Below are 25,458 nucleotides of genomic sequence, written 5' to 3'. Positions count from 1 at the left end.
CGAGCGTCCGCCGCCGATGAAGCCGCAACGAAAGGCGACCAAGCCCAGGCGCACGAGCATCAAGCTCCGCAGAAAAATCGCCGGATGGAGAGACGATTATCTCGCCACAGCCTTGGGCGCTTCAGCCCGTTAACCCGGATTCGGAGCCCTGCTTTGGTCGTCCGGCTGCTCGACGACAGGAAAATTGCTCATGTAGCGTCCACTTTTCTTCGATCCTCGGCGGAGGCCGAATTTTCCCATTGACGCGGTCTGAGGCGCTGCGCAATGTAACGAAGATAAATATTGATGTCGTTGCGCCGTCGTGGCCGGAAACGACACAATTGCCGCTGCGAGCGGGAGAATTGCGCCATGCAGATGGAATGGTTGTCGACGGCGATCGATTTCGGCGTCATCGGAGTTTTGGCGACGCTCAGCGTCATTGTCGTCGCTGTGGCGCTCGAGCGGCATTTCGCCTACCGCGCGATCGATATAGCGACTTTCACCAGCATCAAGGCGCTCGAGCTGGAATTGACCAAGCGGCTGATCGTCATCGCCTCGGTCGCTTCCAATGCGCCCTATATCGGCCTGCTGGGCACGGTCCTCGGCATCATGCTGACCTTCTATAATTTGGGCCTCGACGCTTCGGCGGACGCCGGCAAGATCATGGCTGGGCTGGCGCTCGCGCTCAAGGCCACCGCCATCGGCCTGATCGTCGCTCTTCTCGCGGTGGTCTCCTACAACATTCTGCTGCGCAGGACGAAGGTCCTGATGCTCAAATGGGAGATCGCCAATGGATGAGAGGCCTTTCGAGACGCTCAATGTGATTCCGCTCGTCGACGTCATGCTGGTGCTTCTCACCATGGTGTTGACGACCGCGAATTTTATCGCGACCGGGCGCATTCCAGTCGCTCTGCCTCACGCTTCTCAAACACAGGTCGAAAAGCAGAAGGACAAGACGATCGAACTCGCCGCCGACGGCAATATTTATTTCGACGGCCAAATTGCAGCGAAAGAGGAGTTGCGGAGCCGCCTCGAGGGGCTGCCGCCCGAAACCGCCTTCCTCATTCGCGCGGATCGCGCCGTGGCTCTTCAGAGCTTCATAGACGTCGCAGACATTCTAAAGCGGATGAACTTCACCAAAGTCGCCGTTCAGACGAAAGCTGGCCAAAAGTAGAGGCGTCGAACCTATCCTCGAGCCGCGGCTCGCCGTCGGCGCCGCTGATCCCGTGCAGGTCCGGCGCGCCTTTCGCCGCCGCCGCGAAGGGATGAGGAGGGGCTCGGGCGTCGGAGTGATCGCCGACCGAGTTGGACAGGATATATTTCCTCTTCTGCTTCGCTATGCTTTCCTCAGCGCGTCGAGGGGGGCGGGTAGTCTCGGCTCCTCCGAGAGAGCGGGCGGCGGCGCCACCTCTTTCGAAGAACTCTCGGACCCGTCTGCGATCGCGGACTCCTCCATAGGCATCGGTTCGAACAGCGAGGATATTTTCTCGGCTACGATCGCCCAATCGAATTGTTCGTTGGCGATCGCCCGCGCCTTTGCGCGTATCGCATCGCCTCGATCCGTTTCCCAAACGCGCGACTGCAGCAACGCGCGCAATTCGGTTACATTCTGCGCGGAGACGCTCCATCCGTCCGCGCCGACCCCGCGCGCGCCGAATTCATTGGCGACGATGAGACATCCCGCCGCCATATAGTCGAAAAGCTTCAAATTGGTCCCGCCGCCCGAAAACACCAATTGCAAAGCGAAATCTGCGGAGCTCAACAGCGCGATTTTCAGATCCTCATCGACAAAATCGAACCAGAACTCATCGAAGGGAACCTCGGGCCAGCCGGTGCGGTCGGCTTGCGCGATCGAGCCGATCAAGGCTACAGCGCCGTCGAAGCCGGCCTCGGACAGCAATTGACGCGCTTTGAAGTAGGATTCGACATTCGGGCCGTAGCCGCTGCCCAGGAAGACCGCCAACGGCTTGTCGCCGATTTGCAATTTGCTGCGAAGCTCGGCGCGGCTCGCCTTGTCCCAGAGCGGATATTTCGAACAGTCGACGCCGTTTGGCGCGACCGTGATGAGGCTGCGCGGAACATCGTAGAGCTCGGCCATGCGCTCGGCGTCGCTTTCGCTCACAGCTGTGACGAAATGGGCCTCACGGCACGCCATTCTCTCAGCATAATAGACCCAATCCATGAAGGAAGCGAGTTGGGACGCGCATAGCCCGCCACGGAAATGCTGTTCCTTCACGTCGAATTCGACATTGAACGACTCGTAGATTTTGATCGCATTCCGCTTCGCGAAGCCGAAGCCCAGGAGCGCGAGATAAGGGTGCGACGAAATCACGACGTCCGCCGCTTCGATGATCCGCCGCGCGTCGCGCACGAACTCGTCCGAGAGGTGATACTCGCGAATACAGAGAACATCATGCGCGAGACGTCGCGTCTTTTCCAAAATATGCCAGAAATGATGCTGATCGCCGGTCGTCGCGGGGAAGGAGATCACGTCGAAACGATCGGCGAGCTTATAGCGCCGAATGTTGTCGTTTTGGCGATAATCATAAGCGAGAAGCGTAACATCATGGTCTTTGGCGATATTCTTGTAGACGGATACGTAGCGTGTTTGTCCGCCATCGCGGATAGGTGTGACGTCGAATGTGGAAAGGACTACGATTTTCATCGGCTCACGCCTTTCAGCACATCGAGGACGGTTCCTGCGACGCGATCCCAATCGAAGCGAGAAGCGGCCTTGGGCGCATTCGCGGCGAGGCGCGCGCGCAGCGCCGAGTCCGTCGTCAGCGAGAAAAGCCCATTTGCGATGGAGCTCACCGACAAGGGATCGACGAGAACGGCGGCGTTCTGCGCAATATCCTGCATACTGGTTTCCTGCGAGGTCAAGACGGGAACGCCGCACGCCAGCGCCTCCAGCACGGGCATGCCGAAGCCTTCGTAGACGCTGGGATAGGCGACGAACATCGCGCCCGAGTAGAGCGCCGACAGATCCTCATTGTCGACGCCGCTCAGCACCTTCACATGTTCCGAAAGCCCCCGGTTGGCGATCAATCTCATCAATTCGTCGTATCCCCATCCATGGGAGCCGACGATGACCAGTGTCGGCGCATCGTCGACCCTGCGGCGGAATTCATCATAGGCTTGAACCAGACGAAGATGATTCTTGCGCGGTTCGAGCGTTCCGACGTTGAGAATATAATTTCGGCGCAGGCGAAATTTCGAGAGCGCGGCGTCGACTGTGGACGAGGGACGCGGCCCGATCGCGCCGGGGCCGATCCATGTGGTCGTCAAACGCTCCGCGGCGACGCCGACATTGTCGATGACGTCATTGCGGGTCGTGTCGGAATTGCAGAAAATGTGATCGGCTCGCTTGAAGACATCGACGACATTGGTGAAATTCTCGACCGCATCTTTGCCGAAGAAATTCGGAAACAGGATCGGGATCACGTCATGCGCCCAGCTCGCCAGAGCGAGCCCGGGAATAGCGACCGGAATGAAGTGATTCGCAAAATAGACGGTCGCGCCCATTTCCCGAAGCTCGCGGCCCAGCAGGTTCAAATTCGACGCGCGCCGCTGCTCGGCAGCGGCGCGCGCGACTGCGTCGAAACGACGATCGAAACGTCCATCCGCCAAGTGATACCGGAGCTTCTGCCGGATGTGCACTCCGATGCGAATGCGATCGGCGCGCGGGAAAAGCTCGAACGGGATTTCGGCGCGTCCGTCGGTCCAGCGCCAGGCGGCTTCCGCATCGTGATAGCCTTTCACGAAACGGGCGTCATCGAAGGAATATTCCTGCGATCCCTTCTCCCATTCGATGACGATTTTGTCGAACGCCACGCCGAGATTGCGGCTGTCCGGAAAATTCAGCGTGTCGCAGGGGCGCGCCTGCCGGCTGCACAAATACATCGCTTGTCGAGGCGTGGCGCCCTCGTAGTGATGCCACAATCCGTCCGGCGTCGCCGTCGCCGTGGTCCGCTTGGCCTCGCCGTCGATCTCGAAGCGCACGCGCTCCTTGTCGGTGAGGAGCGGAAAAGAGCCCGCGGGCTTCAGGACGCTGCGATAGATGATCCGCGGCGTGAAGGTCAGCGCCGCCATCGCCTCCGGCCGCACCTCTCCGAAAAAAGGATCGGCGACAAAAACAAATTCGACATCGGGGGCGATTCTGGCGGCGGCGTTCAAGAAGCCGACGGATACGTTGAAAATTCCACCGCTGATCGACTGCTGAAAGGCTCCGGCGTCATATGCGATGATCATGCGTTCAACCCCGCGGAGATATCGACGAACCCCTTCAAGAAAGAAAGCCACTTTCTCGCCGTCGCTTCAGAGTAGAAATCGGTCGCTCGGTCGGCCTGCTCGCGAACGATATCGTTGCGCAACGTCTTGTCGCGACGCAACAGCTCCAGATAGCCCGCGGGGATGGAAGGATCGAGCGCGTCGAATTTGACGCCGGCCGGCCCCATTGTTTCGCCCACGGCGGTGCCCGCATAGGCGAGCACGGGACAACCGACGGCGAAGGCTTCGAGCACCGGCACCATGAAGCCTTCGTGCTCGCTCATGGAAAGGAATGCGTCGGCCGCGGCGAACAGCGTCTTGATCGTGAGTCCGCTCGCATTTTGATAGATTTTGACATCGGACAAGACGCCGCCTTGCACCGCCCGCGCGAGCAGAGCATGGAAATATTCGTCGCCCCAGATTTTGCCGGCCAGATGCAGCGACGCCGACCGCCCGAAGAGTTTCTTATAGGCCGCCAGAGTGTCGATCAGGAGGTCGTGCCGTTTATTGGGAACGAAGCGTCCGACGAATACGATATTGACCTCGGATGCGGCCTTTGTGTCGAAGTATAATTGATTGTCGAGTTCGCGCGACGTGAAGAAAGCGTCGTTGAAGAAGACCGGGATCGTCTCCGGCGCGCGAAAGCCGAATTCTTTCAGTTCCGCCGTGTTGTAATCGGAATCGCCGACGCCTTTCTCGAAAGCGCTCGCGAAGCGCCGCATCTGCGCGCGGGAGTGGTCGCACATATCGCCGAGCCAGCTCATCGAGCCTTGGTTGCGGAAAAAATGGCCGGGAGTGACGTTGTGATAGATCAGAATCTTGCGAACAGGCAGGTCCAGCAGGCTTTCGAGCTCTTCATTGAAAAACGAATAATGCAGCAATAGCAGGTCCGTGTCGCGCCAATCGAGGCGCTTCAACATGGAGAGCGAGAGCGTCGCATAATCACTTTTGGCCAGATTGGAATCTGCGCAGGCCACATAGGATAAAACGCCCCGCTGTCGAAGAAGTTGATGCAGGGAAGAAATGGAGGCTCCGATTGCGTCCGCGCTAATTACCGAGGGATGATATTGAACGACACGTGACATTCATCCTCACTGAGAAGATATTTTCGACATCGAGGCGCCAGGATATGGAGACGGCGCCTCGTTCGAAGTCCGGACGTATTCGAACGAGGCGAAGCATTTTGAGTCGTTCATCTCGACGTGACGGCGCGTCACTGCCGGGAAGTCTCCTGCGCCGTCGAAGAGGAGGAGGAGCGCGCCAGAGGTTCGAAAACCTTCATCTGCTGCTCGAACTGTTGCGTCACTCCGGCGACGACCGCTTCGGCGACGTCGTTCATTTCCTGTTTGGCGTCCTCGACGGCCTGCTGCAGCGTCTCTCTTTCTCGCCGCAGGCCATCCACTTCGCCGCCGATCTTGGCGATTTCGGACGAAAGGCGATCGATCGTCGCCGAGAGGGTCGTGATCTGCGCCGAAACCTGCGCGGAAAATTTGAGGAGGTAATTTCTCTGCTCGGTCAAATGAAGCAGCAGGGAGTCCATTGTCGAAACGCCGCCGGTGAACGTAAGTGGCGGCAACTCGCTCGATGTTTCGCCCTGTGGTTGCGATCTCGCGCGTGTGACCAGAGCATGTGCGAATTCGGACAGTCGACGCTTTTCCGTCACCGACATTACTTTATTCATTGGAGCAGTCCATTTTCGTTGCTCTTGCAGCCGGATGTATAATGTGCGCACTCGATATGTCAATGAGCGTTCGGCTCTATGCCGATAGCGATAGACCAAATCTTCCGCGCACGGAAGATATCGGGCGCGACGCTCGAGGGCGAGGCGTTGGCGATGTTTCGGATCGCGAGCAGACGGCGCCGTCGGATTGAGCGCAGAGCGCTTTTTTTGCCATCTCGGCGCCCGCGCGCCAGGCAAACGCGCCAGGCAAATTGGACGCGCGCGCTCGCCCGCGCCGGGGACGCCGACATATTGTCATGCTCCGTGTCGTCGCGTCTCGAGATCGACAGCGCAGGATCGGCGGCGATCGATCCCGTGAGCGCGCCTTTCTCGAGCGTCCGGCGCCCGAGGCGCCCCGCCGGGCGGGTCCGAATTTACCTTTAGGTAATTTAACGCATTGTTAACCATGCGGGCGCGAAATATCGGCGCAGCTGGAGCCCCGTCCGCCGTGACCCGACCTTCGACCCATATTCGTTTTCGCGGCCGATCCTTTCCCGTCTTGGCGCTCGAGCCGGATGCGCCGATCGCCGGCTGGTTCGAGCGGCTCGACGCCTGCCTCGAACATTCGCCGGCATTCTTCTCCCGAAAAGCGATCGTCATCGACGTTTCGAGGCTCGGCCTCGATCGCGACAGCGTGTCGGAGTTCGTCGAGCAGCTGTCCGGGCGGGGCGTCCGCATCATGGGATTGACCGGCGTCGATCCTGGCTGGGCTTGCGACGATCTGCCTCCGATTCTCACCAATGGCCGGGCCATCGCGTCGGGCGAGGGGCCCGCCGAGGGCGTCGAAGGCGCGGCGACGCTGACGCTGGACGAGCGCGCCGCCTTCGACGAGATCGCTCAGACCCTCGGCGGCGGCCAGGCGGGCGGGACGGAGCCGGCCGATCCGGCGGCGAGGAGCGCCGCCCCGCTCGTCGTCGAGACGGCGGTGCGTTCGGGACAGTCGATCTTCCATCCGGACGGCGACGTGATCGTGATCGGCTCCGTCTCCTCCGGCGCCGATGTGATCGCGGGCGGCTCTGTCCATGTCTATGGAACCGTCCGTGGCCGTGTCATGGCCGGCGCCTATGGCGACTCCCGCGCCCGCATCTTCTGTCGCCGCCTCGAGGCGGAGCTTCTCGCCGTGGGCGGCTTTTATATGACCGCCGACGAAATTCGAGACGAGGTGCGTGGACGCGCGGTTCACGCAAGGCTCGAGGACGAAACGATCGAGATCACCAAGCTCGACTGAGAGGGACGGTAAAAAATGCCCAAGATATTGGTCGTCACTTCCGGCAAAGGGGGCGTCGGCAAAACGACGTCGACCGCCGCGCTCGGCGCGGCGCTGGCCCAGTCGAATCAGAAGGTCGCGGTCGTCGATTTCGACGTCGGCCTGCGCAATCTCGATCTCGTCATGGGCGCGGAGCGTCGGGTCGTCTATGATCTCATCAATGTCGCGCAGGGCGACGCCAAGCTGCATCAGGCGCTCATCCGCGACAAGCGGCTCGAAAATCTCTATCTGCTGCCGGCGTCCCAGACGCGCGACAAGGACGCTCTGACAGAAGAGGGCGTACGCCGCGTCATCGACGAGTTGCGCGAGCGGTTCGACTGGATCGTCTGCGACAGTCCGGCCGGCATAGAGCGCGGCGCGACGCTCGCCATGCGCTTCGCCGATGTGGCCGTCGTCGTCGCCAATCCGGAAGTCTCTTCCGTGCGCGATTCCGATCGCATCATCGGTCTTCTCGACGCCAAGACCGAGATCGCCGAGAAGGGCGGCCGCATGGAGAAGCATTTGCTGCTCACGCGCTACGACGCCGGCCGCGCCGCGCGCGGCGAGATGCTGAATGTCGATGATGTGCTGGAGATTCTGTCGATCCCGCTGCTCGGCATTATTCCCGAGAGCGAGGATGTCCTGCGCGCTTCCAATGTCGGAACGCCGGTCACGATCCACAGCGGCACGAGCGCGCCGTCGCGCGCCTACGCCGACGCCGCGCGGCGCTTGTGCGGCGCGCAAGTGCCGATGGACATTCCTTCCGACAAGAAGGGACTTCTCGTCAGACTCTTTGGACGGAGGGCGGCATGAAGCTGTTCAATTTCTTCAATCGCCGCACATCCGCGCCGGTCGCCCGCGAGCGCCTGCAAATTCTTCTCGCGCATGAGCGCGCGTCGGTGTCCAATTCCAACCTCGTCGCGCTGCTGCACAAAGAAGTGCTCGCGGCCGTCTCGAAGCATATAGAGATCGATCCGGACAAGGTGGAGATCAAGCTGCGCGAAGGCGACGCAGTGTCGCTGCTGGAGATCGACATAGAGATATCGGCCAATGCGCCGGCGCGCGACGCGCCCGCGGGAGTCGCTGCTTGAGACAGGCCGCGTGATTTGGAGCGAGCGGTCGTCGGCCGCTCGCTCGCTTCGACCGCGACAGCGGCCTTCCCCCGATGGCCCTCGCGTAATCTACGCAGATTGACGCTCGCCGTCGTCGTCGCCTAAGCCTCCTCGTCATCGACGTCAAAAGGCGTCCTCGTCGAGCGGAGGAAGCGATGGCGGTCTCGGCCGGAAATGCGCGCGCGTTGCGTCTCGCACGCGTCATTCTCGTCAATGTGGCGCTCGCGATCGCTCTGCTCGCCGCGACGGAATTCGTCCTCCATCGTCTCTATAATTGGACCAATCCGTTCCTCGATCACGGCGAGAATGCGCTGCGGTCGCGCGATCCCGTGTTCACCCATACGCTGCGGCCCAATTTCGACGGCTATGACGTCTGGGGGCCGGTCACGCCGCGGATTTTTACCAATTCGCTGGGCTTCAAGGATGGCGCGACGCGCAGCGTTCCCGCGATTTCGGATCGTAAGCGGATCGTCTTCATCGGCGATTCCTTCACCGAAGGCGTCGGGCTGCCCTATGAGCAGACCTTCGTCGGCCGCTTCGCGCAGGCGTTTTCCGAGATCGACGTGCTGAACGCCGGAGTCTCGAGCTATGCGCCATCCGTCTATTACGAGAAGCTGAAATTCTATCTGGACAAAGGCCTGAAGTTCGACGAGGCGATCGTCTACATCGACATTTCGGACATTCAAGACGAGAGCATTTCCTATCGCTATGATCAGAATGGCGCGCTGGAAATCGGGGTTTTCACGCCAAATCCGGAGCAATGCCTGCCGAGCGCCTATCAGCTGCTGACGCGCTCGCCGCCGGGCTGGCTCGAGAAAAGGTCTTTCGTCGCAGAATTCGTTTCCAATCTCATATTCGTGAAAAAGGCCAATGCGGCGAACGCCGGCGCCAGCCTGCGAGAGCTGATGCAGCCGGGGCGCGTGTATAGTCGCGACTGGAGCCGCGCGGTCTGGACCTTCGACGATCAGGCGAGCTGTTATGGCGAGGCGGGCGTCGCCGGCGGCGTTCGCAAAGCGCTGCGGCAGATGGACCGTCTCCACGCGCTTTTGTCGGCGCAGGGCGTCGCGCTTTCGGTCGGCGTCTATCCCTGGCCGCACCAGCTGCTCTATGATGTCGAAAATTCACGCCAGGCGCAAATCTGGCGCGATTGGTGCGCGGGAAAATGCCGCCGGTTCTTCGATCATTTCCCGGCTTTTTTCCAATATAAGGACACGCATCCCGACTATGTGCGGGATCTGTTCTTTTGGGCCGACGTGCATTTCAACGATCGTGGAAACAGCCTCCTCGCGGATGACCTCGTCGCGCAATACCGCCGATGAGACCCCGGACGTCGGAACGCGAGGCCTCGGGCGAGACGCCGAGGCCAAATCCGCCATCCAAACAGCTTCGCGCGCGGCGCCGAGCTTTCCGAATGCGCGGTTTGAACGTTCGCGCCGCCCAACCCAAATCGCCCCGCCAGTTTCGTTCCCGCTTCCGTCGCGCCGGAACCGCGAGGCCGCGAAACGCCAATTCTTTTTTTATCGCGGCTTTTGATGCGGTTCGATGACGATCGGCGCCGGCTGTTTTTTTCCCCGGGGTCTCAGCGCAGGGCCAGAAGATGGCCGCGCGTCATGCGCTCGACCAAGAGGCTCATGAAGATCGCGCCGATCGCGAACTCCATGACATAGGCTCGGTCCAAGAATCCTACGCCCACGCCGTCGTAATAGGCGAAACGCATCCATTCGATCGACTGCGCGATCGGATTATAGGATTGCATCGTGCGATAGGGCTCCGGGAGATTGTCCGGCAGAAAGACGGTTCCAGAAGCGAACCATAGCAGGATACGGAAGAGCGAATAGACCAGCGACCACATGGGCACGGCCAGTGCCAGCGTGCCGTTGAAGAAGCCGACGCCGATGCCGAGGAGGATAGAGGCGGCGTAGGCGTAAGCCGCTTGCTCAATGTCGCGCGGCGTCAGATTCTCGCCGACGGACCATCCGATGATGAGGAGGATCAGGACGACGGCGCAGGAGGAGAGAACCTCCAGCACGATGCTCGCGAGCAGGACGTCCATCACCTTGACTTCCGGCAGGCTGAAGAGGGCGCGATTCTGAAGGACAGAAGTCATCATGAAGGTCGATAGATAGGCCTGCGCTTGGAATGGGACGGCGCCGGTCGCGATGAACAGCAGCGTGCTCTCTCCGACAGGGGCCATGCGGCTGTTGAATATGAATAAAGCAATGATCAGCAGAGTATGCGCGAGCGGCCAGGCGAGCGCGATCAGATAGCCGAGGCCGTGACCGAAAAACCGGGTGCGAATATTGCGCAGAATGACAGCGAACATGACGCGGCGCTGGCGCTGAAAGGCGTCCATGAGCTCCGATGTCGCGCTTTGCGTGGCGTACATGGGCTAGGCTCCACTCGGTTTCGGCGATGTCCCTGGTCGGGCGGACCGGGGCGAGGACTTGGCCCCGAATTGGATTCGGCCTCGAATAGGTTCCGATTGTGGCGCTCGTGCGGCGCAAATCGTGCGGGGCCGAGCTTCGACTTTCGCTCCCGGATTCCGGCGCCCCGAATTCCGCCGCGGGACTTCGTCGCGCGGCGAAATCGCCGATTGCCCGGCCGCGAGGCGCAGAATGGCGCGCTTTTTGTCGAGAGAGCGTCGTGTCGATAGAGCGTCGTTGATCGGGCGGCGGCTTTCTCTTAAAAAGAATTCGCTGCGCGCTGGCGTCGCGGCGTCGGCGACATCGACTCGGAACGGGTCGTTTCGATGCGCCGCTCCGCGAGCATGACGTCGCGCTGCGCCCTCTCTTTCGGCGCCCTGTCTCGCGGACGATGCTGGAGCAAGATTCTCGACCAAGCGCGTCATCCGGTCTCGGCCTTCGGCTGCGAGATATTCGTCGATATTTGAATATTTCGGCGCGTCGCCGCGCCGTGCTCGCCGAAACAGCGGTCTCCATCGTCATCGCGCGCGGAGAGGGGGGCGCGCTGACGCATGTCGGCTGGCTCGCGCTCGCCGGTCTCGCCGTCGCCTGTTTCGATTTCGCGCAGCTCGGATGGTGGGCGGCGCCGACGCTGGTCTTGTTCGGCGCCCTGGCGCTCGCCGCCGTTTTCGATGCGCGTTTTCTCATCATTCCCGATGGGCCGCTGATCGTCCTGCTGCTGCTGGGCCTCGCCATCCTGCCCTACGATGGCGGCGAGGCCGCGCTGCGTCTCGCGGCTGCGGCCGGCGGCTATGGGACATTGCGGGCGATCGACGCCGCCTATCGACTGCTGCGAGGACGCGCCGGGCTCGGCCTCGCCGATGCGCATCTGCTAGGCCTCGCCGGCTTGTGGCTCGGGCCGGCGGCTCTGCCCGGATGTCTGCTCATTGCGGTCGTTTCAGCGTTCCTCTCGGCCCTCATCGCGGCGCGGAACGGCGGGCTCGCGCAAATGGCGCAGCCAATTCCCTTCGGCCCGCATCTCGCGCTCGGCTTCTGGCTCGATTGGAGCCTCGGGCCGCTCGAGGCGGCTCAGAGCGGGTTTTGACATGCTCTCACCATGCTTGCTCTCGCCATGCGTGGCGAGCGGGAGAACGTCATCGGCGCCGAAGGCCCCGCGAAGTCGAACGAGGCTCTGGCGCAGCGCCGGGGCGAATGGTAGCCTCGCGTCGTTCCGGGCGCGATGGCGCCGAATAGCGAATGAGCGAGCGGTGATGTCATCGGCGTCGTTCCGGCCGGGGCGCCGCCTCTTCGGGAGGGCGGGGCGCAGGTCGCGTATTTTATGCGTTTTCGCAGCGGTCGCGCCGGCTTACCTCGTCGCGTCGGCGGCAAATGCGGGAGCGTCCTATTTGTTCGCCACGCCGGGGGCCTGCATTGCTTCGGGGCGCTTCTCGCGAGACGGCTGCAAGAACGCTTTCGCCAATTCGCAGGCCGAATTGCGCGAGAAGGTCCAAAGCTTCGCGACGCGTCGGAAATGCCAGTCGAAATATCGTCTCTGCGAGAAGGACGCCGACGCCGGGGAGTCCTATCGGCCGACATTGCTCGGCGTCGAAATCGCCGTCGGCGGCCGCGAGCCGTCGGCCACGCCCATACTCGCGGTCGAGACGCCGCCGCGCATGTTCGCGGCGCTGCCGATTTCCCGCGCGATCGAGCCGGCGAAGCCTGTTTCAGAAGGCTTCGCGCCGATCGGTCCGGTCGGCCGCTTCCGGGCGAAGGCCGAGCGACCGGCGGAAGTTTCGCACTCTCGCGACGAGGCGATCGTCGACGTCGATGCGGCGGCGATGCGCGCGCCGGCGCCGCCGATGACGCGCGAGTCGTCGGCGGAGCGGCGCCGACGTCTGCGTGCGGCGCCATTCGTCGAGTGACGCGCAAAAACAGGAGAGGCAGGCTTTCCGTCGCGACGGAGGACGGCTTGACAGCGCTTCGCCCTCGGCGGTCAACTCCGTTTCATGCACAGACGAATCGCCATTTGTCGCGTCTTCCGCCGCCCATGAAAATCGTCGGCCTCTTCGCCGGCGTCGGCGGGCTCGAGCTCGGTCTCGCCCGCGCCGGACATGAATGCGTCATGGTCTCCGAAAATTGGCCGCTCGCCGCGCGCGTGCTCGCGACGCATTTTTCGGAGACGCCCAATGTGGGCGACGTCGCCGCGCTGCGCGCTCTGCCGGGCGAGACGGAACTCGTCACCGCCGGCTTCCCTTGCCAGGATTTGAGCCAGGCCGGCCGCACGCAGGGCATCGGCGGGCGCAAGTCCTCGCTGGTAAGCCACGTGTTCCGTCTGCTCGACGCGACGCGCGCGCCCCATGCGCTGCTCGAGAATGTCTCCTTCATGTTGAGCCTCGATCGCGGACGCGCCATGGCGCGGCTGGTCTCCGCCTTCGAGGAGCGCGGCTATCTTTGGGCCTATCGCGTCGTCAACACGCTCGCCTTTCTGCCGCAGCGGCGCGAGCGCGTGCTGTTTCTGGCCTCGCGCCTCGCCGACCCGGCCGATATTCTGCTGGTGGACGAGGCGACGCCGCGCCCGCGCGCGACGGCGCTGGCGACGCACGCCCATGGCTTTTATTGGACGGAGGGCGTGCGCGGCCTCGGCTGGGGGCAAGATTGCGTGCCGACATTGAAGAACGGCTCGACGCTCGGCATCGCCTCGCCGCCGGCGATTCTGCTGCCTTCAGGAGAGGTGGTGACGCCCGATATTCGTGACGCCGAGCGGCTGCAGGGTTTTCCGGTGGACTGGACCGCGCCGGCCGAGGCGCTGGGCCGTCCCGGCTGGCGCTGGTCGCTCGTCGGCAATGCGGTGAGCGCGCCGGTGGCCGAATGGGTCGGCGGCCGGCTCGAGGCGCCGGGACGCTATGATCCGGCCCGCGACGGCCCGGTTCTGGAGGAGGGCGCCCGCTGGCCCCGCGCCGCGCGCTATGACGGCGAGCGGCGCCTCGGCGTCGAAATTTCGGCCTTTCCCGTCTGGCGCGAGCGCGAGCCTCTGCATCTATTCTTGAAGCATGAGGGCAAGCCGCTATCCGAGCGCGCCAGCGCCGGCTTCCTCGCCCGCGCCATGCGGGCGAAGCTGCGATTCGAGCCCGGCTTTCGGGAGGCGGTGGCCGCCCATCTCGAGGCGATGCGCGTCCGCCCCGGCCTCGCCGCCGCCCAATGAGGACGCCGCCGGCCAGCGATCCGGCGCGCTCGGCGCTGATGAAGCGGGTGCGGCAGGCCCGCACCGGGGCGGAGGAGGCGGTCGCCGCGGCGCTGCGGCTGGCCGGGCTCCATTATCGGCGCAACGCCAAGGGCCTGCCCGGCGCGCCGGATTTCGCCAATCGCAGCCGGCGCTGGGCGCTCTTCGTCAATGGCTGCTTCTGGCACCATCACAAGAATTGCCGCCGCGGCACGATCCCGAAACAAAACAACGGCTTCTGGCTGGAGAAATTCGCCGCCAATCGCGCCCGCGACGCCCGCAAGGCCAAGGCTCTGAGGGCGCTCGGGTTTCGCGTCGCGATCCTGTGGGAGTGCGAGGCGCTGGACCCGCCCCGCCTGAAAGCGCGCGTCGCCCGGCTCGCCGGTCTGTGGGGGCGGGGACAATTGGACGAGAAGCGGTAGAGGGCGGTTCACGCCGATCGCCCACGCTTCTGGCCATGCGCCCGTCGAATTGCTACAAGCCGCGCAGGGAGCGGTCTATATTCCGTTCCAGCCCCTCGAGATTCACCGCGAGCCAGTCGAGCCATGCGCAGCGCCAAATACGAGCGCGACACGAAAGAGACCCGTATCGCCGTCGCCGTCGATCTCGACGGCGAGGGCAAATCCGATATTTCGACCGGGATCGGCTTTTTCGACCATATGCTCGACCAGATCGCCCGCCACGCGCCGCTCGACCTCACCGTCGCCGCCAAGGGCGATCTGCACATAGACGGCCATCATACGGTCGAGGATGTGGGCATTGCGCTCGGCAAGGCGGTGGATCAGGCGCTCGGCGACCGCAAGGGCATCGCCCGCTATGGCGACGCCCATGTGCCGCTGGACGAGGCGCTCTCCCGCGTCGTGGTGGACGTCTCCGGCCGGCCTTTCCTCGTCTTCGACGTCGCCTTTCCCGCGGCCAAGATCGGCGAGTTCGACACAGAGCTTGTACGCGAGTTCTTCCAGGCTTTCGCCACCAATGCGCGCATCGGCCTGCATGTGGAGGCGCTGCGCGGCGTCAATTCGCATCATATCGCGGAGTGCTGCTTCAAGGGCTTCGCCCGCGCCTTGGGCAAGGCGACAGCGCCCGATCCGCGCCGCGGCGGCGTGGTGCCCTCCACCAAAGGCACGCTCACCGGCTGAAAGGGAGGCGGGCCTATGGCCGTCTACACCGTCCTTATACCCAAGGCCGCGCCGGGCGAGGCTCCGCCGCCGGAGCGAATCGTCTTTCTGCGCGACGGCTTCTCGACGCCGGCCTTTCTCTTCGGGCCTTTGTGGCTGCTGTGGCGGCGTGCGTGGCTGCCGGCCGTCCTATGGACAGCCGCGCTCGCGCTGATCCTCGGCGGCGGCGCGGCTCTGGGGATCAATCCCGCGGCGGCCTCGGTCTTGCAGCTGGCGCTCGGCCTGCTGCTCGGCCTCGAGGGGCCGCGTCTCGTCGCCTGGTCGCTCGAGCGCAAGGGTTACACGGAGAGCGCCGTAATGGTCGCGGCTAGGATCGATGAGGCCGAGGACGTGTTTTTCGCCAATTGGCGCCCCTCCGGCGTCCTCCCGACGACAGCGAAGGCGCCGCGCGGCGGCCGGGCGGCGATGCGCTCCGTCATCGGCGGCCTGTTCGAGGAGCCGCGCGCGTGACGACGGCGATCATCGATTACGGGTCGGGCAATCTGCACTCCGCCGCCAAGGCCTTCGAGCGCGCCGCGCGGGAAGGGGAGGGGGCGGAGATCACCGTCACCAATGATCCAGATGTCGTGCGCCGGGCCGAGCGCGTCTGCCTGCCGGGCGTCGGCGCCTTTCGCGATTGCCGCAGCGGCCTCTCCGCCCTCGCCGGGCTGGACGAGGCGCTGCGCGAGGCGGTGATCGAGCGCGGCCGGCCGTTCCTCGGCATATGCGTCGGCATGCAGCTGATGGCGACGCGCGGCCTCGAGCATGGCGAGGCGGCCGGCCTCGGCTGGATCGCCGGCGATGTCGCGGTCATCGAGCCCGCGGACAAGAGTCTGAAAATCCCCCATATGGGCTGGAACACGCTGGAGCTGACGCGCCCGCATGCGCTCTTTTCCGGCATCCCCACCGGAAAGGACGGGCTGCACGCCTATTTCGTGCACTCCTACCAATTCCTGCCTACATCGCCCGACCATATCGTGGCGACGACCGATTACGGCGCTCCGCTGACCGCGGCGGTGGCGCGTGACAATCTCGTCGGCACGCAATTCCATCCCGAGAAGAGCCAGAGGCTCGGCCTCGCGCTCATCGCGAATTTTCTGAGGTGGCGTCCGTGATCCTGTTTCCTGCGATCGATCTCAAAGAGGGTCAATGCGTGCGCCTCGTCGAAGGCGAAATGTCCTCGGCGACCGTGTTCAACGACGATCCGACCGCGCAGGCGCAGGCCTTCGCCGCCCAAGGCTTCGAATATCTGCATGTCGTCGATCTCGACGGCGCTTTCGCCGGCGCGCCGATGAACGCGCTCGCCGTGGAGGGCATTCTCGCCAACATAAAGATTCCGGTGCAGCTCGGCGGCGGCATTCGCGAGATGCGCACCATCGCGCGCTGGCTCGACAAGGGGATTTCGCGCGTCATCATCGGCACGGCGGCGGTGCGGGATCCGACGCTGGTACGCGAGGCGGCGCGGCTCTATCCAGGCCGCATAGCGGTGGGCATAGACGCCAAGGACGGCTTTGTCGCCGTCGAGGGCTGGGCGCGCCGCACCCATGTCTCGGCGCAGGATTTGGGCCGCAGCTTCGAGGACGCCGGCGTCGCCGCCATCGTCTACACTGACATCTCCCGCGACGGCGTGCTGAAGGGCCTCAACATAGAGGCGACGCTGGCGCTCGCCGATGCGCTGAGCATTCCGGTCATCGCCTCGGGCGGCCTCGCCTCGCTCGCCGACATAGAGCGGCTGCTGCAACCCGACTGCAAGAAGCTCGCAGGCGCGATCACCGGCCGCGCGCTCTATGACGGACGGCTCGATCCGGCGGAAGCGCTGGCGCTGATCCGGGCGGCGACGGAGGCGGCATGAGGCCGGACGCGGAGCGAATGGCTTGGAAACGGCGCGCTGAGCGGGTGCGCGTTCGCAGCGCAGTGGAGCCGCTGCTTTGGGCTGTCGCCATTGCGACTCCCACCCATTGGTTCGCGGCCTATCTGTTCCGAGATGACGTAATACTGAAATACGTCCTCGTCGCAGCGGGAGCGCTTCCCGTTCTGGCCATGCTCCTGTCTTACCTGTACTTCCTAGTCCGTGACCCAGATCGTCTTCATACGATATGGTAGACGCCTAGATCGCACGAGGAGTATCGCGATGAAATTCGCTGGTGATGGCGGGCTACGACGACTGCGCGTGGTTTTTCGCATCGTTCAATTCGAATGCACTGAATCCTCGGCCGCCTGATGCTCAAATCCCGCGTCATCCCCTGCCTCGACGTGAAAGAGGGCCGCGTCGTCAAAGGCGTCAATTTCGTCGATCTGCGCGACGCCGGCGATCCGGTCGAATGCGCCATCGCCTATGACGCCGCCGGCGCCGACGAGCTCTGCTTTCTCGACATCACCGCGAGCCACGAGAATCGCGGCATCATGCTCGACGTCGTGCGGCGCACGGCGGAGGCCTGCTTCATGCCGCTCACCGTCGGCGGCGGCGTGCGCGTCGAGGACGATATTCGCAATCTCCTGCTCGCCGGCGCCGACAAGGCCTCGATCAATTCCGCCGCCGTGGCGGATCGGCAATTCGTGCGCGAGGCGGCCGAGAAATTCGGCTCGCAATGCATCGTCGTCGCCATAGACGCCAAGCGCGTCGGCGATCATTGGGAAATCTTCACTCATGGCGGCCGCCGCCCGACGGGCATAGACGCGGTCGAATACGCCAAGGAGGTCACGAGCCTCGGCGCCGGCGAGATATTGCTCACCTCAATGGACCGCGACGGCGCGAAAATCGGCTTCGACATAGAGCTGACGCGCGCCGTGGCGGACGCCGTCGATGTGCCGGTCATCGCCTCGGGCGGAGTCGGGACGCTGGATCATCTCGTCGAAGGCGTGCGCGAAGGCCATGCTTCCGCCGTTCTCGCGGCGTCTATTTTCCACTTCGGCGAGTTCACCATCCCGCAGGCGAAGCGATATATGGCGAAAGCGGGCATACCGATGCGTCTCGACGGCCTGGAGCCCTCATGAGCGACTTCACCCTCGCCGATCTCGCGAAGATCATCGCATCGAAGCGGGGCGCAGACGCCGCGCAATCCTACACCAAGAGCTTGTTCGAGGCCGGAACGCACCGCATCGCCAAGAAATTCGGCGAGGAGGCGGTGGAGACCGTCATCGCCGCCATGGAGGGCGACCGAAAGAATCTGACGAGCGAGGCCGCCGACACGCTCTATCATCTGCTCGTGCTGCTGGAGGCCGGCGGCGTCTCGCTCGCGGAAGTTCTCGCCGAGCTGGAGACGCGCACCGTCCAATCCGGCCATGCGGAAAAAGCGTCGCGCGGAGAGCGGAAATGAACGCCGATGCTTATCTGGGGGCCGGCGTCGCGTTGTCGCCCTATCGGCGCTTTACCCGCGCCGAATGGGCGAGCCTGCGCGCCGACACGCCGCTCACGCTCACGATCGACGATCTCACGCGGCTCAAATCGCTCGACGATCCGATTTCGCTGGAAGAGGTCATCGAGATCTATTTGCCGCTTTCGCGCCTGCTCGCGCTCTATGTCGCGGCGACGCAGGGACTGTTCAAAGCGACGCAGCGATTTCTGGGGGCCGAGGACGGCAAGATGCCCTATATCATCGGCGTCGCCGGCTCGGTCGCTGTCGGCAAATCGACGACGGCGCGCATTCTCAAGGCGCTGCTGTCGCGCTGGCCCAACACGCCGAAGGTCGAGCTCGTCACCACCGACGGCTTTCTCTATCCCAACGCCGTGCTCGAGCGCGACGGCCTCATGGATAAGAAGGGCTTTCCCGAGAGCTACGACAATCGCGCGCTGCTGCGCTTTCTCTCCGATGTGAAGGCCGGCCAGCGCAATGTCGCGGCGCCGGTCTATTCGCATCTGACCTATGACGTCGTGCCCGATGAATTCTTCTATGTCGATCGGCCGGACATTCTCATCGTAGAAGGCGTGAACGTCCTGCTCGCCAGCCGTCCGCGCGAGGATGGGCGCGAAATTCCCTTCGTCTCGGATTTCTTCGACTTCTCGGTCTATCTGCACGCCGAGGAGAATGTGCTCGAGCAATGGTATGTGGAGCGCTTCCAGCGCCTGCGCGAGACGGCTTTCCGCGATCCACTCTCCTATTTCAAGAAATACGCGGATCTCGGCGATGACGAGACCATGCGCGTCGCCAAGGATATTTGGACGCGCATCAATCTCGAAAATCTGCGCCGCAACATTTCGCCGACGCGCCCGCGCGCCAGCCTGGTGCTGACCAAGGGCGCGGACCATCGCATAGAGGAAGTCGCGCTGCGCAAGCTGTGACGCGCGTCAGCCGTCGCGCGCGAGCGCGAGCAGCCGTCGGCAATCTTCCGCGAGGCGGGCCTCGCGAATATTGGCGACGCCGAGCAGCAGGCCGCGCGGCCGCGGCTCTTCCGCATACCATGGCGACAGCGGAGCCGGCGCCAATCCGGCGACGACGGCGCGCGCGGCGATGGCGAGATCGTCGGCGTCCTCCGGCAGATCGAGCTTCAATGAGAGGGCGCAGGCGGAAATCTTCGCGTCTTCGCCCGCAGCTTCGCGTAGCATGATCGTCAACGCATGTCGTCGCGCTGCATAGAGGCGTTTCATGCGCCGCAAATGGCGCAGGAAATGCCCCTCGGCGATGAAGGCTGCGACCGCGCGCTGCGTCGCAGGGGCTGGCGCCGGCGCGAGGCAGGCGGCGATCTGCGCGAAGCGGGCGGCGAGCGCCGGCGGCGCGACGAGGAAGCCGAGCCGCAGCGCGGGGCTCATCGTCTTGCTGAATGTGCCGGCGTAGACGACGCGGCCGTCGCGGTCGAGCGAGGCGAGCGCCGGCGCGGCGCGGCCGTCGAGCTGCAATTCGCCGAGATAGTCGTCCTCGATCACATGAGCGCCCGTCTTGCTCGCCCAGCGCAGCAGCGCGAGCCGGCGCGGAAGCGACATGGCCATGCCGAGCGGCGCCTGCTGGCTCGGCGTCACCGCGGCGAGAGCGGCGCGCGGCGCTCGCCGGACGGCCTCGGCGACATCGAGGCCCTGCGCGTCGACCCGGACGGGGACGATCTTCAATCCGGCGAAACGCAGCGCCTCGCGCGTGACGGGAAAGGCCGGATCCTCGAGCCAGGCCTCGCGCCCTGAGATCGGCAGAGCGCGCAGCGCGAGGCCGAGCGCGCCGAAATAGCCCGTCGTCACGATCACCTGCGCCGGCGCGCAATGGAGTCCGCGCGCTACGGCGAGATAGGCGCAGATCGTGCGGCGCAGTTCCATCTCGCCGCGCGGATCTGGATAGGCGAGCGGCGCGGCGGCGGCGGCGCGGGCGGCCTGCGCCGAGAGCCGCGACCACTGCGCATGTGGAAAGGCGTCATGCGCCGGAAGGCAGGGACGGAAGAGCAGCGGCGCGCGCTCGTAATCCTGAAACGGCCATGACTGGGGCGGCGCAGCGGGCGCCTCGGCCTGCCTCGGGTCCAGAGGCGGGCGCTCGGCGACGCGGGTGCCGCGCGCTCCGTCGGCCTCCGCCAATTGCTCGTCGACGAGCCGCTCATAGGCCGCTCGCGTCGTGCCGCGCGCGACGCCGAGCTGAGCGGAGAGATCGGTCCAGGAGGGTAGGCGCGCGCCGGCCGCGAGCCGCCGCTCGACGATGGCCGCGCGAATGGCGGCGTATATCTGTTCGGAGAGAGGCGTCTTCGCCTCGCGGTCTATGTCGATCGGCAGCGGCTGCATGAGCGAATGGTACAAGAATTCGCGCAAGTCTCGATGCTTTTTTCTGGCTCGACTGGCGCGCATGGTCCGCTCGCCCCGAATGTATGGAGCCCGGCCATGCGCCATATCGCATTTTTTCTCTTCGGTCTGCTCGCCCTCGCGCCGCCCGCCGCGGCGCATGACGCCTCCGGCCCGCAGGTCACTCTTCTGTCGCGCGCGGAAATTCCAAATCTGCCCGGCAAGAGCCTCGTCAGCGTGCTGGTCGTCTATCCGCCCGGCGGCAAATCGCCGCCGCATCGCCACGCCGCTTCCGGGTTCATCTACGCCTATGTGCTCTCTGGCGCGATGCGCAGCGCCACGGGCGCGGGCGCGGGCGCGGCGGAACTTTTCCGCGCCGGCCAGAGTTGGTTCGAGCCGCCGGGCGCGGTCCATGTGGTGAGCGAGAACGCGAGCGACACAGAGCCGGCGCGATTGCTCGCTATCTTCGTGGTCGATTCGAGTGAGACGCTTCTGACCCTTCCCGATGCAGGAGAGAGAGAATGACCAGCCGCCTCGATTACAATCACGCTGCGCCCGAGGGCATGAAGGCGCTCGGCGCCGTGCATAGCTATGTCGGCGCGAGCCTCGGCAAGGCGCTCGCCGAGCTCGTCTATCTGCGCGTCTCGCAGATCAACGGCTGCGCCTATTGTCTCGATCTGCATACGCGCGCGCTCGTGGCTGAAGGCTTTTCCGTGGAAAAGCTCGCGCTGGTCTCGGTCTGGCGCGAGGCGGAGGCGCTGTTCTCGGAGCGTGAGCGGGCCGCTCTCGCCTGGGCGGAGACGGTGACGAAGGTCGCCGAGACCACCGTGCCGGACGCGGAATTCGTGGCGGTCTCGGCGCAATTCTCCGGGAAGGAGCTAGCCGATCTCACTCTCGCGATCAGCCTGATGAACGCCTACAACCGCATGGCCATCGCTTTTCGCGCGACGCCCGCCGCGGTGAAGCGCGCCGCGCAGGGGTGACGGCGCGGCCGACATACGCTCTGGCCCGGAACGGAGCAACGCGCTAAGCCCAGCGAGGCGTTCCGTTCCGGCCTTGCGATATCATGCTCGATTCAGGCGACGAAAAAAGCTCGTCCTTCACCGCCGCGCTCGTCGCGGTGGCGCTCGTCTTCCTCGGCGCGCTCTTGGCCGCCGCGGGCGTGACGCTGCTCGCCCGGCTCGCCGTGCTGTTCTTCGCGGCTGCGCCGGATGGGACGCATGTCGCCGCCGTCATCGTCTTCGCGGCGACCTATTTCGTCATCGCGCTCGGCGAGGCGCCGGGGCTGCGGCTCGATCGCGCCGGCGCTGCGCTGCTCGGCGCCAGCCTGATGGTCGGGCTCGGCGTGCTGCCGCTGGACGAGGCCTATCGCGCCATTGATTTCGACACGATCACGCTGCTGCTCGGCATGATGATCGTCGTCGCCAATCTGCGCCTCTCCGGATTTTTTCGCTTGGCGAGCAATTTCGTCGTCGCGCGCGCGAAGACGCCGCTCGCTCTGCTCGCCGCCATCGTGCTGGTGACGGGCGCCTTCTCGGCCTTTCTCGTCAATGACGCCATCTGCCTGGTGATGACGCCGCTGACGCTCGAGCTGACGCGCCGGCTGAAACGCGATCCGCTGCCCTATCTCCTCGCCGTGCCCATGGCCTCCAATGTCGGCAGCGTGGCGACGATCACCGGCAATCCGCAGAACATGATTATCGGCGGCCTGTCGCATATTCCCTATGGCGCCTTCGCCGCGGCGCTGTGGCCGGTCGCCGCCTTCGGCCTGCTCGCCACTTTCGCGCTGGTGGCGCTGTTCTACCGCGGCGAGTTTCTCACGCGCGAGAGACTGCCCGTTGCGGCGCCTGCGCCTGCGCGTGCGCGCGGCTTTCTCGTCGTCAAATCGGTGCTGGTGACGCTCGCCATGATGGCGCTTTTCTTCGCCGGCCAGCCGGTGGCGAAGGTCGCTATCGTCGGCGGCGCGCTGCTGCTGGTCACGCGCCATGTGAAGGCGGAGAAGGTCTATCGCGAGATCGACTGGCCGCTGCTCTTGATGTTCGTCGGCCTGTTCATCGTCGTCGAGGGACTCGAGACCACTGTGCTGACGCCGGAGGCGGTCGCTTCCGTCGGCCGCTTCGATCTCGCCAACGCCGGCGTTCTGGCGGTGGTGTCGGCGGTTCTCTCCAATCTCGTCAGCAATGTGCCGGCGGTGCTGGCGCTGAAGCCTTTCCTCGCCGGCGCGGCCGATCCGCAGCACGCCTGGCTCGTCGTCGCCATGGCCTCGACTCTGGCCGGCAATCTGACGCTCATCGGCTCGGTCGCCAATCTCATCGTCGCCGAGCGCGCCCGCGCCGCCGGCGTCTCCATCGGCTTCTGGGCCTATTTCAGGATCGGCGCGCCGCTCACGCTCGTCACCATCGCCTTCGGCGCATGGTTTCTGTGACGCGAGGCAACTTTTCGTCTCGCGCCGCGTTTTTTATGCAGAGCGGGCCGGGGGCTCACGAGGGGAGGTCGAAAATGGCGACCGCAATCCCGAAGCTCCACATGATCTCGAGCGAGCATATCGTCGGCGCGAAGGTCTTCGATCAGAGCGGCAAGGAGATCGGCGAAATCGATCATCTGATGATCGATCCTGCGACCGGCCAGGCGCGCTACGCCATCGTCAACTTCTGCGGCTTCATGTGCCTGCGCAAGGGTCATCACGCCGTGCCCTGGAATGCGCTCTGCTATGACGTCGATCAGCGCCGCTATGTCACCTCGGTGACCGAGCATCTGCTCGAGGACGCGCCCGAATATGACGAGTCGAGCTGGGCCGATCGCGACTGGGAGACGCGCATCCACGCTCATTACGGCGCGGCGCCCTATTGGGAGGGCGCGGGGCGGTAGCGAGGCGCCGCACAGGCGCTACCCTCGACAATATCGGTCTTCGGGGTTAGCCGAGCAAAACGGCTAAACGCTCCTGTACGAAGAAGCAGCGTTCGACGGAGAATCGCGAACCCGTCCCGGATTGCCAGGTCATCCTTTTGGATGCGGCAGGCCGGGACGCGCTCATGTCGGCGCTCGAGGGTCCCCCTCGATTGCATCCTCGGTTGAAACGCTTGTTCGAGGAGGGTTTTATTTTCAGCTCGAAACGATGACACGCTCTCATCAAATATGAATCGCCCGCCCGAAGGCGTCGAGCGCGCTCTCATGCATCGTCTCCGATAGCGTCGGATGCGGGAAAATGGTCTCCATCAGCTCCGCCTCTGTCGTCTCCAGATTCATCGCGATCACGAAGCCTTGAATCAGTTCCGTCACCTCCGCGCCGATGAGATGCGCGCCGAGCAGGCGTCCGCTCTTGGCGTCGAAAATGGTCTTTACCAGGCCCTCCGTCTCGCCCATGGCGATGGCCTTGCCATTGGCGATATAGGGAAAGCGTCCGATCTTCAGCTCACGTCCGGCCGCTTTCGCCGCCGCTTCCGTGAGGCCGACCGAGGCGATCTGCGGATGGCAATAGGTGCAGGCGGGAATGCGCGTGCGCTCGATCGGATGCGGCGACAGGCCGGCGATCGCCTCCACACAGACGACGCCCTCATGCTCCGCCTTATGGGCGAGCATGGGCGGGCCGGCGACATCGCCGATCGCATAGACGCCCGCGATATTGGTGCGGCCGAGACCGTCGGTGAGAATGATTCCGCGATCGGTCTTCACGCCCAGAGCCTCCAGCCCCAGCCCTTCGCTATTGGGAACGACGCCGACGGCCGAGATGACGCGCTCGGCCTCTATGCGCTGCTCTCCGCTCTCGGCCGCGATCGTCGCGACGACGCCATTGTCGCTCTTGTCGAGCTTCGCGAGCTTGGCGCTGGTGATGATTTTTATCCCCTGCTTCTCGAATGATTTGCGCGCCAGCGCGGCGATCTCCGCGTCCTCCGCGGGCAGGATTTGCGGCAGCGCCTCCACCAGCGTCACCTGCGCCCCGAAGGTCGAATAAAAGGACGCGAATTCGACGCCGATCGCGCCGCCGCCGACGACGAGCAGAGATTTCGGCATCGCGGGCGGCAGCAGCGCCTCGAAATAGGTCCAGATACGCTCGCCGTCCGGCTCGAGGCCCGGCAGAGCGCGCGGCCGCGCGCCGGTCGCGACGATGATGTGCTTGGCCGAATAGACGCCTTCGCCGAGGATATTCTTCGGCTTGGGGAGTTGAGGCCGCGCGGTTCCCTTGGGCGCGGCGACGCGAATCTCGCCCGGCGCGGTGAGAGCGGCCTCGCCCCAGATCACATCGATCTTGTTCTTCTTGCACAGGAACTCGACGCCGGCGTTGAGCCGCCCGGCGACCGCGCGCGAGCGTTTCACCAGCGCTTCGGCGTCGAAGGAGACCTCGCCGCCTATGCGCAACCCGAAATCCTTCGCATGTTTCGCGAGACGAAAGACATCGGCCGAGCGCAGCAGCGCCTTGGTGGGAATGCAGCCCCAATTGAGGCAAATGCCGCCCAAATGCTCGCGCTCGACAATGGCCGTCCTCAGCCCGAGCTGCGCGGCGCGGATGGCGGCGACATAGCCGCCCGGTCCGCCGCCGATGACGATGAGATCATAAGAGTTGGCCATGGAAGCCCTCGCGACCGCCAGCGCCGCTCGAATGATTCCCTTCGAGCCGCTGCGCTCTCATATGTGGCCGATGCGCGCGCCGGGCGCCATAGGCGCGA

General features: G+C 64.4%; 29 protein-coding genes. 22 read left to right on the top strand and 7 right to left on the bottom strand.

The window, feature by feature from the left end; genetic code table 11:
- The 3 genes from FMZ75_RS21325 to FMZ75_RS11985 all read left to right on the top strand — a co-directional run.
- On the top strand, positions 1 to 243 hold a 243-nt coding region (locus tag FMZ75_RS21325), incomplete at its 5' end, for a hypothetical protein (protein ID WP_207783409.1).
- A gap of 105 nt (positions 244 to 348) precedes the next feature.
- A complete protein-coding gene (gene exbB / locus FMZ75_RS11990; RefSeq protein ID WP_142863008.1) occupies positions 349 to 777 on the top strand; it encodes a TonB-system energizer ExbB in 429 nt (142 codons plus the stop codon).
- Positions 770 to 1,153: a biopolymer transporter ExbD gene (locus FMZ75_RS11985; protein ID WP_108916733.1), complete on the top strand. Its 384-nt coding sequence runs from the start codon at positions 770 to 772 to the stop codon at positions 1,151 to 1,153. Before exbB ends, FMZ75_RS11985 begins: the two co-directional genes overlap by 8 nt.
- Positions 1,154 to 1,315: 162 nt before the next feature.
- On the opposite strand, the gene FMZ75_RS11980 is transcribed toward FMZ75_RS11985, so the two are convergent.
- The 4 genes from FMZ75_RS11980 to FMZ75_RS11965 all read right to left on the bottom strand — a co-directional run bounded on the left by FMZ75_RS11980 (position 1,316) and on the right by FMZ75_RS11965 (position 5,929).
- Positions 1,316 to 2,644 (bottom strand): glycosyltransferase, encoded by a 1,329-nt coding sequence (locus tag FMZ75_RS11980; RefSeq protein ID WP_166143025.1) that lies wholly within the window; start codon positions 2,642 to 2,644, stop codon positions 1,316 to 1,318.
- Positions 2,641 to 4,230, bottom strand: a complete 1,590-nt coding sequence (locus tag FMZ75_RS11975) for a glycosyltransferase family 1 protein (RefSeq protein WP_166143023.1) — start codon at positions 4,228 to 4,230, stop codon at positions 2,641 to 2,643. Before FMZ75_RS11975 ends, FMZ75_RS11980 begins: the two co-directional genes overlap by 4 nt.
- A complete protein-coding gene (locus FMZ75_RS11970; protein ID WP_166143021.1) occupies positions 4,227 to 5,225 on the bottom strand; it encodes a glycosyltransferase in 999 nt (332 codons plus the stop codon). Before FMZ75_RS11970 ends, FMZ75_RS11975 begins: the two co-directional genes overlap by 4 nt.
- A 236-nt stretch (positions 5,226 to 5,461) precedes the next feature.
- Entirely contained in the window at positions 5,462 to 5,929 is a 468-nt protein-coding gene (locus FMZ75_RS11965) for a hypothetical protein (protein ID WP_146188359.1), read from the bottom strand.
- A gap of 487 nt (positions 5,930 to 6,416) precedes the next feature.
- Between FMZ75_RS11965 and minC the strand changes: the two genes are divergently transcribed.
- The 4 genes from minC to FMZ75_RS11945 all read left to right on the top strand — a co-directional run bounded on the left by minC (position 6,417) and on the right by FMZ75_RS11945 (position 9,645).
- On the top strand, positions 6,417 to 7,196 hold the full coding sequence (gene minC / locus FMZ75_RS11960) for a septum site-determining protein MinC (RefSeq protein ID WP_244594628.1): 780 nt from the start codon (positions 6,417 to 6,419) through the stop codon (positions 7,194 to 7,196).
- 15 nt (positions 7,197 to 7,211) lie between these two features.
- The gene (gene minD / locus FMZ75_RS11955; protein ID WP_108916739.1) at positions 7,212 to 8,027 is read left to right on the top strand and encodes a septum site-determining protein MinD; all 816 of its coding nucleotides are present in this window, start codon (positions 7,212 to 7,214) and stop codon (positions 8,025 to 8,027) included.
- Positions 8,024 to 8,305 carry a cell division topological specificity factor MinE gene (gene minE, locus FMZ75_RS11950; protein WP_108916740.1) on the top strand — a complete coding sequence of 94 codons (282 nt, stop codon included), beginning with the start codon at positions 8,024 to 8,026 and terminating at the stop codon, positions 8,303 to 8,305. Before minD ends, minE begins: the two co-directional genes overlap by 4 nt.
- Positions 8,306 to 8,481: 176 nt before the next feature.
- On the top strand, positions 8,482 to 9,645 hold the full coding sequence (locus FMZ75_RS11945) for an SGNH/GDSL hydrolase family protein (protein ID WP_166143019.1): 1,164 nt from the start codon (positions 8,482 to 8,484) through the stop codon (positions 9,643 to 9,645).
- A 260-nt stretch (positions 9,646 to 9,905) separates the two neighbouring features.
- On the opposite strand, the gene FMZ75_RS11940 is transcribed toward FMZ75_RS11945, so the two are convergent.
- Positions 9,906 to 10,712, bottom strand: a complete 807-nt coding sequence (locus FMZ75_RS11940; RefSeq protein WP_166143017.1) for an ABC transporter permease — start codon at positions 10,710 to 10,712, stop codon at positions 9,906 to 9,908.
- Between the two features lie 527 nt (positions 10,713 to 11,239).
- On the opposite strand from FMZ75_RS11940, the gene FMZ75_RS11935 reads away from it, so the two are divergent.
- The 11 genes from FMZ75_RS11935 to coaA all read left to right on the top strand — a co-directional run bounded on the left by FMZ75_RS11935 (position 11,240) and on the right by coaA (position 19,384).
- Positions 11,240 to 11,833 (top strand): prepilin peptidase, encoded by a 594-nt coding sequence (locus FMZ75_RS11935; RefSeq protein ID WP_370464708.1) that lies wholly within the window; start codon positions 11,240 to 11,242, stop codon positions 11,831 to 11,833.
- Between the two features lie 301 nt (positions 11,834 to 12,134).
- On the top strand, positions 12,135 to 12,650 hold the full coding sequence (locus FMZ75_RS11930; RefSeq protein ID WP_166143013.1) for a hypothetical protein: 516 nt from the start codon (positions 12,135 to 12,137) through the stop codon (positions 12,648 to 12,650).
- 104 nt (positions 12,651 to 12,754) lie between these two features.
- Positions 12,755 to 13,930, top strand: a complete 1,176-nt coding sequence (locus tag FMZ75_RS11925; RefSeq protein ID WP_246728918.1) for a DNA cytosine methyltransferase — start codon at positions 12,755 to 12,757, stop codon at positions 13,928 to 13,930.
- A complete protein-coding gene (locus FMZ75_RS11920) occupies positions 13,927 to 14,370 on the top strand; it encodes a very short patch repair endonuclease (RefSeq protein ID WP_166143011.1) in 444 nt (147 codons plus the stop codon). Before FMZ75_RS11925 ends, FMZ75_RS11920 begins: the two co-directional genes overlap by 4 nt.
- 123 nt (positions 14,371 to 14,493) lie before the next feature.
- A complete protein-coding gene (gene hisB, locus FMZ75_RS11915) occupies positions 14,494 to 15,087 on the top strand; it encodes an imidazoleglycerol-phosphate dehydratase HisB (RefSeq protein ID WP_142863019.1) in 594 nt (197 codons plus the stop codon).
- A 15-nt stretch (positions 15,088 to 15,102) separates the two neighbouring features.
- Entirely contained in the window at positions 15,103 to 15,576 is a 474-nt protein-coding gene (locus FMZ75_RS11910; protein ID WP_024880713.1) for a DUF2628 domain-containing protein, read from the top strand.
- Entirely contained in the window at positions 15,573 to 16,220 is a 648-nt protein-coding gene (hisH, locus tag FMZ75_RS11905; protein WP_166143009.1) for an imidazole glycerol phosphate synthase subunit HisH, read from the top strand. The genes FMZ75_RS11910 and hisH overlap by 4 nt, the downstream gene beginning before the upstream one ends.
- Complete coding sequence (gene hisA / locus FMZ75_RS11900; protein WP_166143007.1) at positions 16,208 to 16,957, top strand: 1-(5-phosphoribosyl)-5-[(5-phosphoribosylamino)methylideneamino]imidazole-4-carboxamide isomerase; 750 nt, start codon at positions 16,208 to 16,210, stop codon at positions 16,955 to 16,957. The genes hisH and hisA overlap by 13 nt, the downstream gene beginning before the upstream one ends.
- A gap of 368 nt (positions 16,958 to 17,325) precedes the next feature.
- Positions 17,326 to 18,099, top strand: a complete 774-nt coding sequence (gene hisF, locus FMZ75_RS11895; protein WP_018264699.1) for an imidazole glycerol phosphate synthase subunit HisF — start codon at positions 17,326 to 17,328, stop codon at positions 18,097 to 18,099.
- Positions 18,096 to 18,422, top strand: a complete 327-nt coding sequence (locus FMZ75_RS11890) for a phosphoribosyl-ATP diphosphatase (RefSeq protein WP_166143005.1) — start codon at positions 18,096 to 18,098, stop codon at positions 18,420 to 18,422. The genes hisF and FMZ75_RS11890 overlap by 4 nt, the downstream gene beginning before the upstream one ends.
- Positions 18,419 to 19,384, top strand: coding sequence for a type I pantothenate kinase (gene coaA, locus FMZ75_RS11885; RefSeq protein WP_166143003.1), 966 nt, complete (start codon positions 18,419 to 18,421; stop codon positions 19,382 to 19,384). Before FMZ75_RS11890 ends, coaA begins: the two co-directional genes overlap by 4 nt.
- Before the next feature lie 6 nt (positions 19,385 to 19,390).
- Here coaA and FMZ75_RS11880 read toward each other — a convergent pair whose 3' ends face one another.
- Positions 19,391 to 20,797, bottom strand: coding sequence for a PLP-dependent aminotransferase family protein (locus FMZ75_RS11880; RefSeq protein WP_166143047.1), 1,407 nt, complete (start codon positions 20,795 to 20,797; stop codon positions 19,391 to 19,393).
- Positions 20,798 to 20,893: 96 nt separating this feature from the next.
- On the opposite strand from FMZ75_RS11880, the gene FMZ75_RS11875 reads away from it, so the two are divergent.
- The 4 genes from FMZ75_RS11875 (at position 20,894) to FMZ75_RS11860 (ending at position 23,662) form a co-directional block, all read left to right on the top strand.
- Positions 20,894 to 21,319, top strand: a complete 426-nt coding sequence (locus FMZ75_RS11875; RefSeq protein WP_166143001.1) for a cupin domain-containing protein — start codon at positions 20,894 to 20,896, stop codon at positions 21,317 to 21,319.
- Positions 21,316 to 21,777, top strand: coding sequence for a carboxymuconolactone decarboxylase family protein (locus tag FMZ75_RS11870; RefSeq protein ID WP_166142999.1), 462 nt, complete (start codon positions 21,316 to 21,318; stop codon positions 21,775 to 21,777). Before FMZ75_RS11875 ends, FMZ75_RS11870 begins: the two co-directional genes overlap by 4 nt.
- Before the next feature lie 83 nt (positions 21,778 to 21,860).
- The gene (locus FMZ75_RS11865) at positions 21,861 to 23,219 is read left to right on the top strand and encodes an anion transporter (protein WP_246728917.1); all 1,359 of its coding nucleotides are present in this window, start codon (positions 21,861 to 21,863) and stop codon (positions 23,217 to 23,219) included.
- A 74-nt stretch (positions 23,220 to 23,293) separates the two neighbouring features.
- Positions 23,294 to 23,662: a PRC-barrel domain-containing protein gene (locus FMZ75_RS11860; protein ID WP_166142997.1), complete on the top strand. Its 369-nt coding sequence runs from the start codon at positions 23,294 to 23,296 to the stop codon at positions 23,660 to 23,662.
- 261 nt (positions 23,663 to 23,923) lie between these two features.
- Here FMZ75_RS11860 and lpdA read toward each other — a convergent pair whose 3' ends face one another.
- Positions 23,924 to 25,360: a dihydrolipoyl dehydrogenase gene (gene lpdA / locus FMZ75_RS11855; RefSeq protein WP_166142995.1), complete on the bottom strand. Its 1,437-nt coding sequence runs from the start codon at positions 25,358 to 25,360 to the stop codon at positions 23,924 to 23,926.
- Positions 25,361 to 25,458 lie beyond the last annotated feature (98 nt).

The sequence above is a fragment of the Methylosinus sp. RM1 genome (genome assembly GCF_011378635.1).
Classification (GTDB): domain Bacteria; phylum Pseudomonadota; class Alphaproteobacteria; order Rhizobiales; family Beijerinckiaceae; genus Methylosinus; species Methylosinus sporium.
The sequence above is the reverse complement of the archived record's forward strand: the minus strand, read 5'-3'. Positions and strand labels throughout refer to the sequence as shown.

Bases quoted from the DNA above. Each gene is read 5' to 3' on its own strand.
- FMZ75_RS11985 (WP_108916733.1), top strand. From the start codon at position 770: ATGGATGAGAGGCCTTTCGAGACGCTCAATGTGATTCCGCTCGTCGAC.
- minD (WP_108916739.1), top strand. From the start codon at position 7,212: ATGCCCAAGATATTGGTCGTCACTTCCGGCAAAGGGGGCGTCGGCAAA.
- FMZ75_RS11880 (WP_166143047.1), bottom strand. From the start codon at position 20,797: ATGCAGCCGCTGCCGATCGACATAGACCGCGAGGCGAAGACGCCTCTC.
- FMZ75_RS11965 (WP_146188359.1), bottom strand. From the start codon at position 5,929: ATGAATAAAGTAATGTCGGTGACGGAAAAGCGTCGACTGTCCGAATTC.
- hisF (WP_018264699.1), top strand. From the start codon at position 17,326: ATGCTCAAATCCCGCGTCATCCCCTGCCTCGACGTGAAAGAGGGCCGC.
- FMZ75_RS11890 (WP_166143005.1), top strand. From the start codon at position 18,096: ATGAGCGACTTCACCCTCGCCGATCTCGCGAAGATCATCGCATCGAAG.
- FMZ75_RS11940 (WP_166143017.1), bottom strand. From the start codon at position 10,712: ATGTACGCCACGCAAAGCGCGACATCGGAGCTCATGGACGCCTTTCAG.
- FMZ75_RS11860 (WP_166142997.1), top strand. From the start codon at position 23,294: ATGGCGACCGCAATCCCGAAGCTCCACATGATCTCGAGCGAGCATATC.
- FMZ75_RS11975 (WP_166143023.1), bottom strand. From the start codon at position 4,230: ATGATCATCGCATATGACGCCGGAGCCTTTCAGCAGTCGATCAGCGGT.
- minE (WP_108916740.1), top strand. From the start codon at position 8,024: ATGAAGCTGTTCAATTTCTTCAATCGCCGCACATCCGCGCCGGTCGCC.
- FMZ75_RS11865 (WP_246728917.1), top strand. From the start codon at position 21,861: ATGCTCGATTCAGGCGACGAAAAAAGCTCGTCCTTCACCGCCGCGCTC.
- hisB (WP_142863019.1), top strand. From the start codon at position 14,494: ATGCGCAGCGCCAAATACGAGCGCGACACGAAAGAGACCCGTATCGCC.
- FMZ75_RS11910 (WP_024880713.1), top strand. From the start codon at position 15,103: ATGGCCGTCTACACCGTCCTTATACCCAAGGCCGCGCCGGGCGAGGCT.
- FMZ75_RS11920 (WP_166143011.1), top strand. From the start codon at position 13,927: ATGAGGACGCCGCCGGCCAGCGATCCGGCGCGCTCGGCGCTGATGAAG.
- FMZ75_RS11980 (WP_166143025.1), bottom strand. From the start codon at position 2,644: ATGAAAATCGTAGTCCTTTCCACATTCGACGTCACACCTATCCGCGAT.
- lpdA (WP_166142995.1), bottom strand. From the start codon at position 25,360: ATGGCCAACTCTTATGATCTCATCGTCATCGGCGGCGGACCGGGCGGC.
- FMZ75_RS11945 (WP_166143019.1), top strand. From the start codon at position 8,482: ATGGCGGTCTCGGCCGGAAATGCGCGCGCGTTGCGTCTCGCACGCGTC.
- FMZ75_RS11870 (WP_166142999.1), top strand. From the start codon at position 21,316: ATGACCAGCCGCCTCGATTACAATCACGCTGCGCCCGAGGGCATGAAG.
- coaA (WP_166143003.1), top strand. From the start codon at position 18,419: ATGAACGCCGATGCTTATCTGGGGGCCGGCGTCGCGTTGTCGCCCTAT.
- FMZ75_RS11875 (WP_166143001.1), top strand. From the start codon at position 20,894: ATGCGCCATATCGCATTTTTTCTCTTCGGTCTGCTCGCCCTCGCGCCG.
- exbB (WP_142863008.1), top strand. From the start codon at position 349: ATGCAGATGGAATGGTTGTCGACGGCGATCGATTTCGGCGTCATCGGA.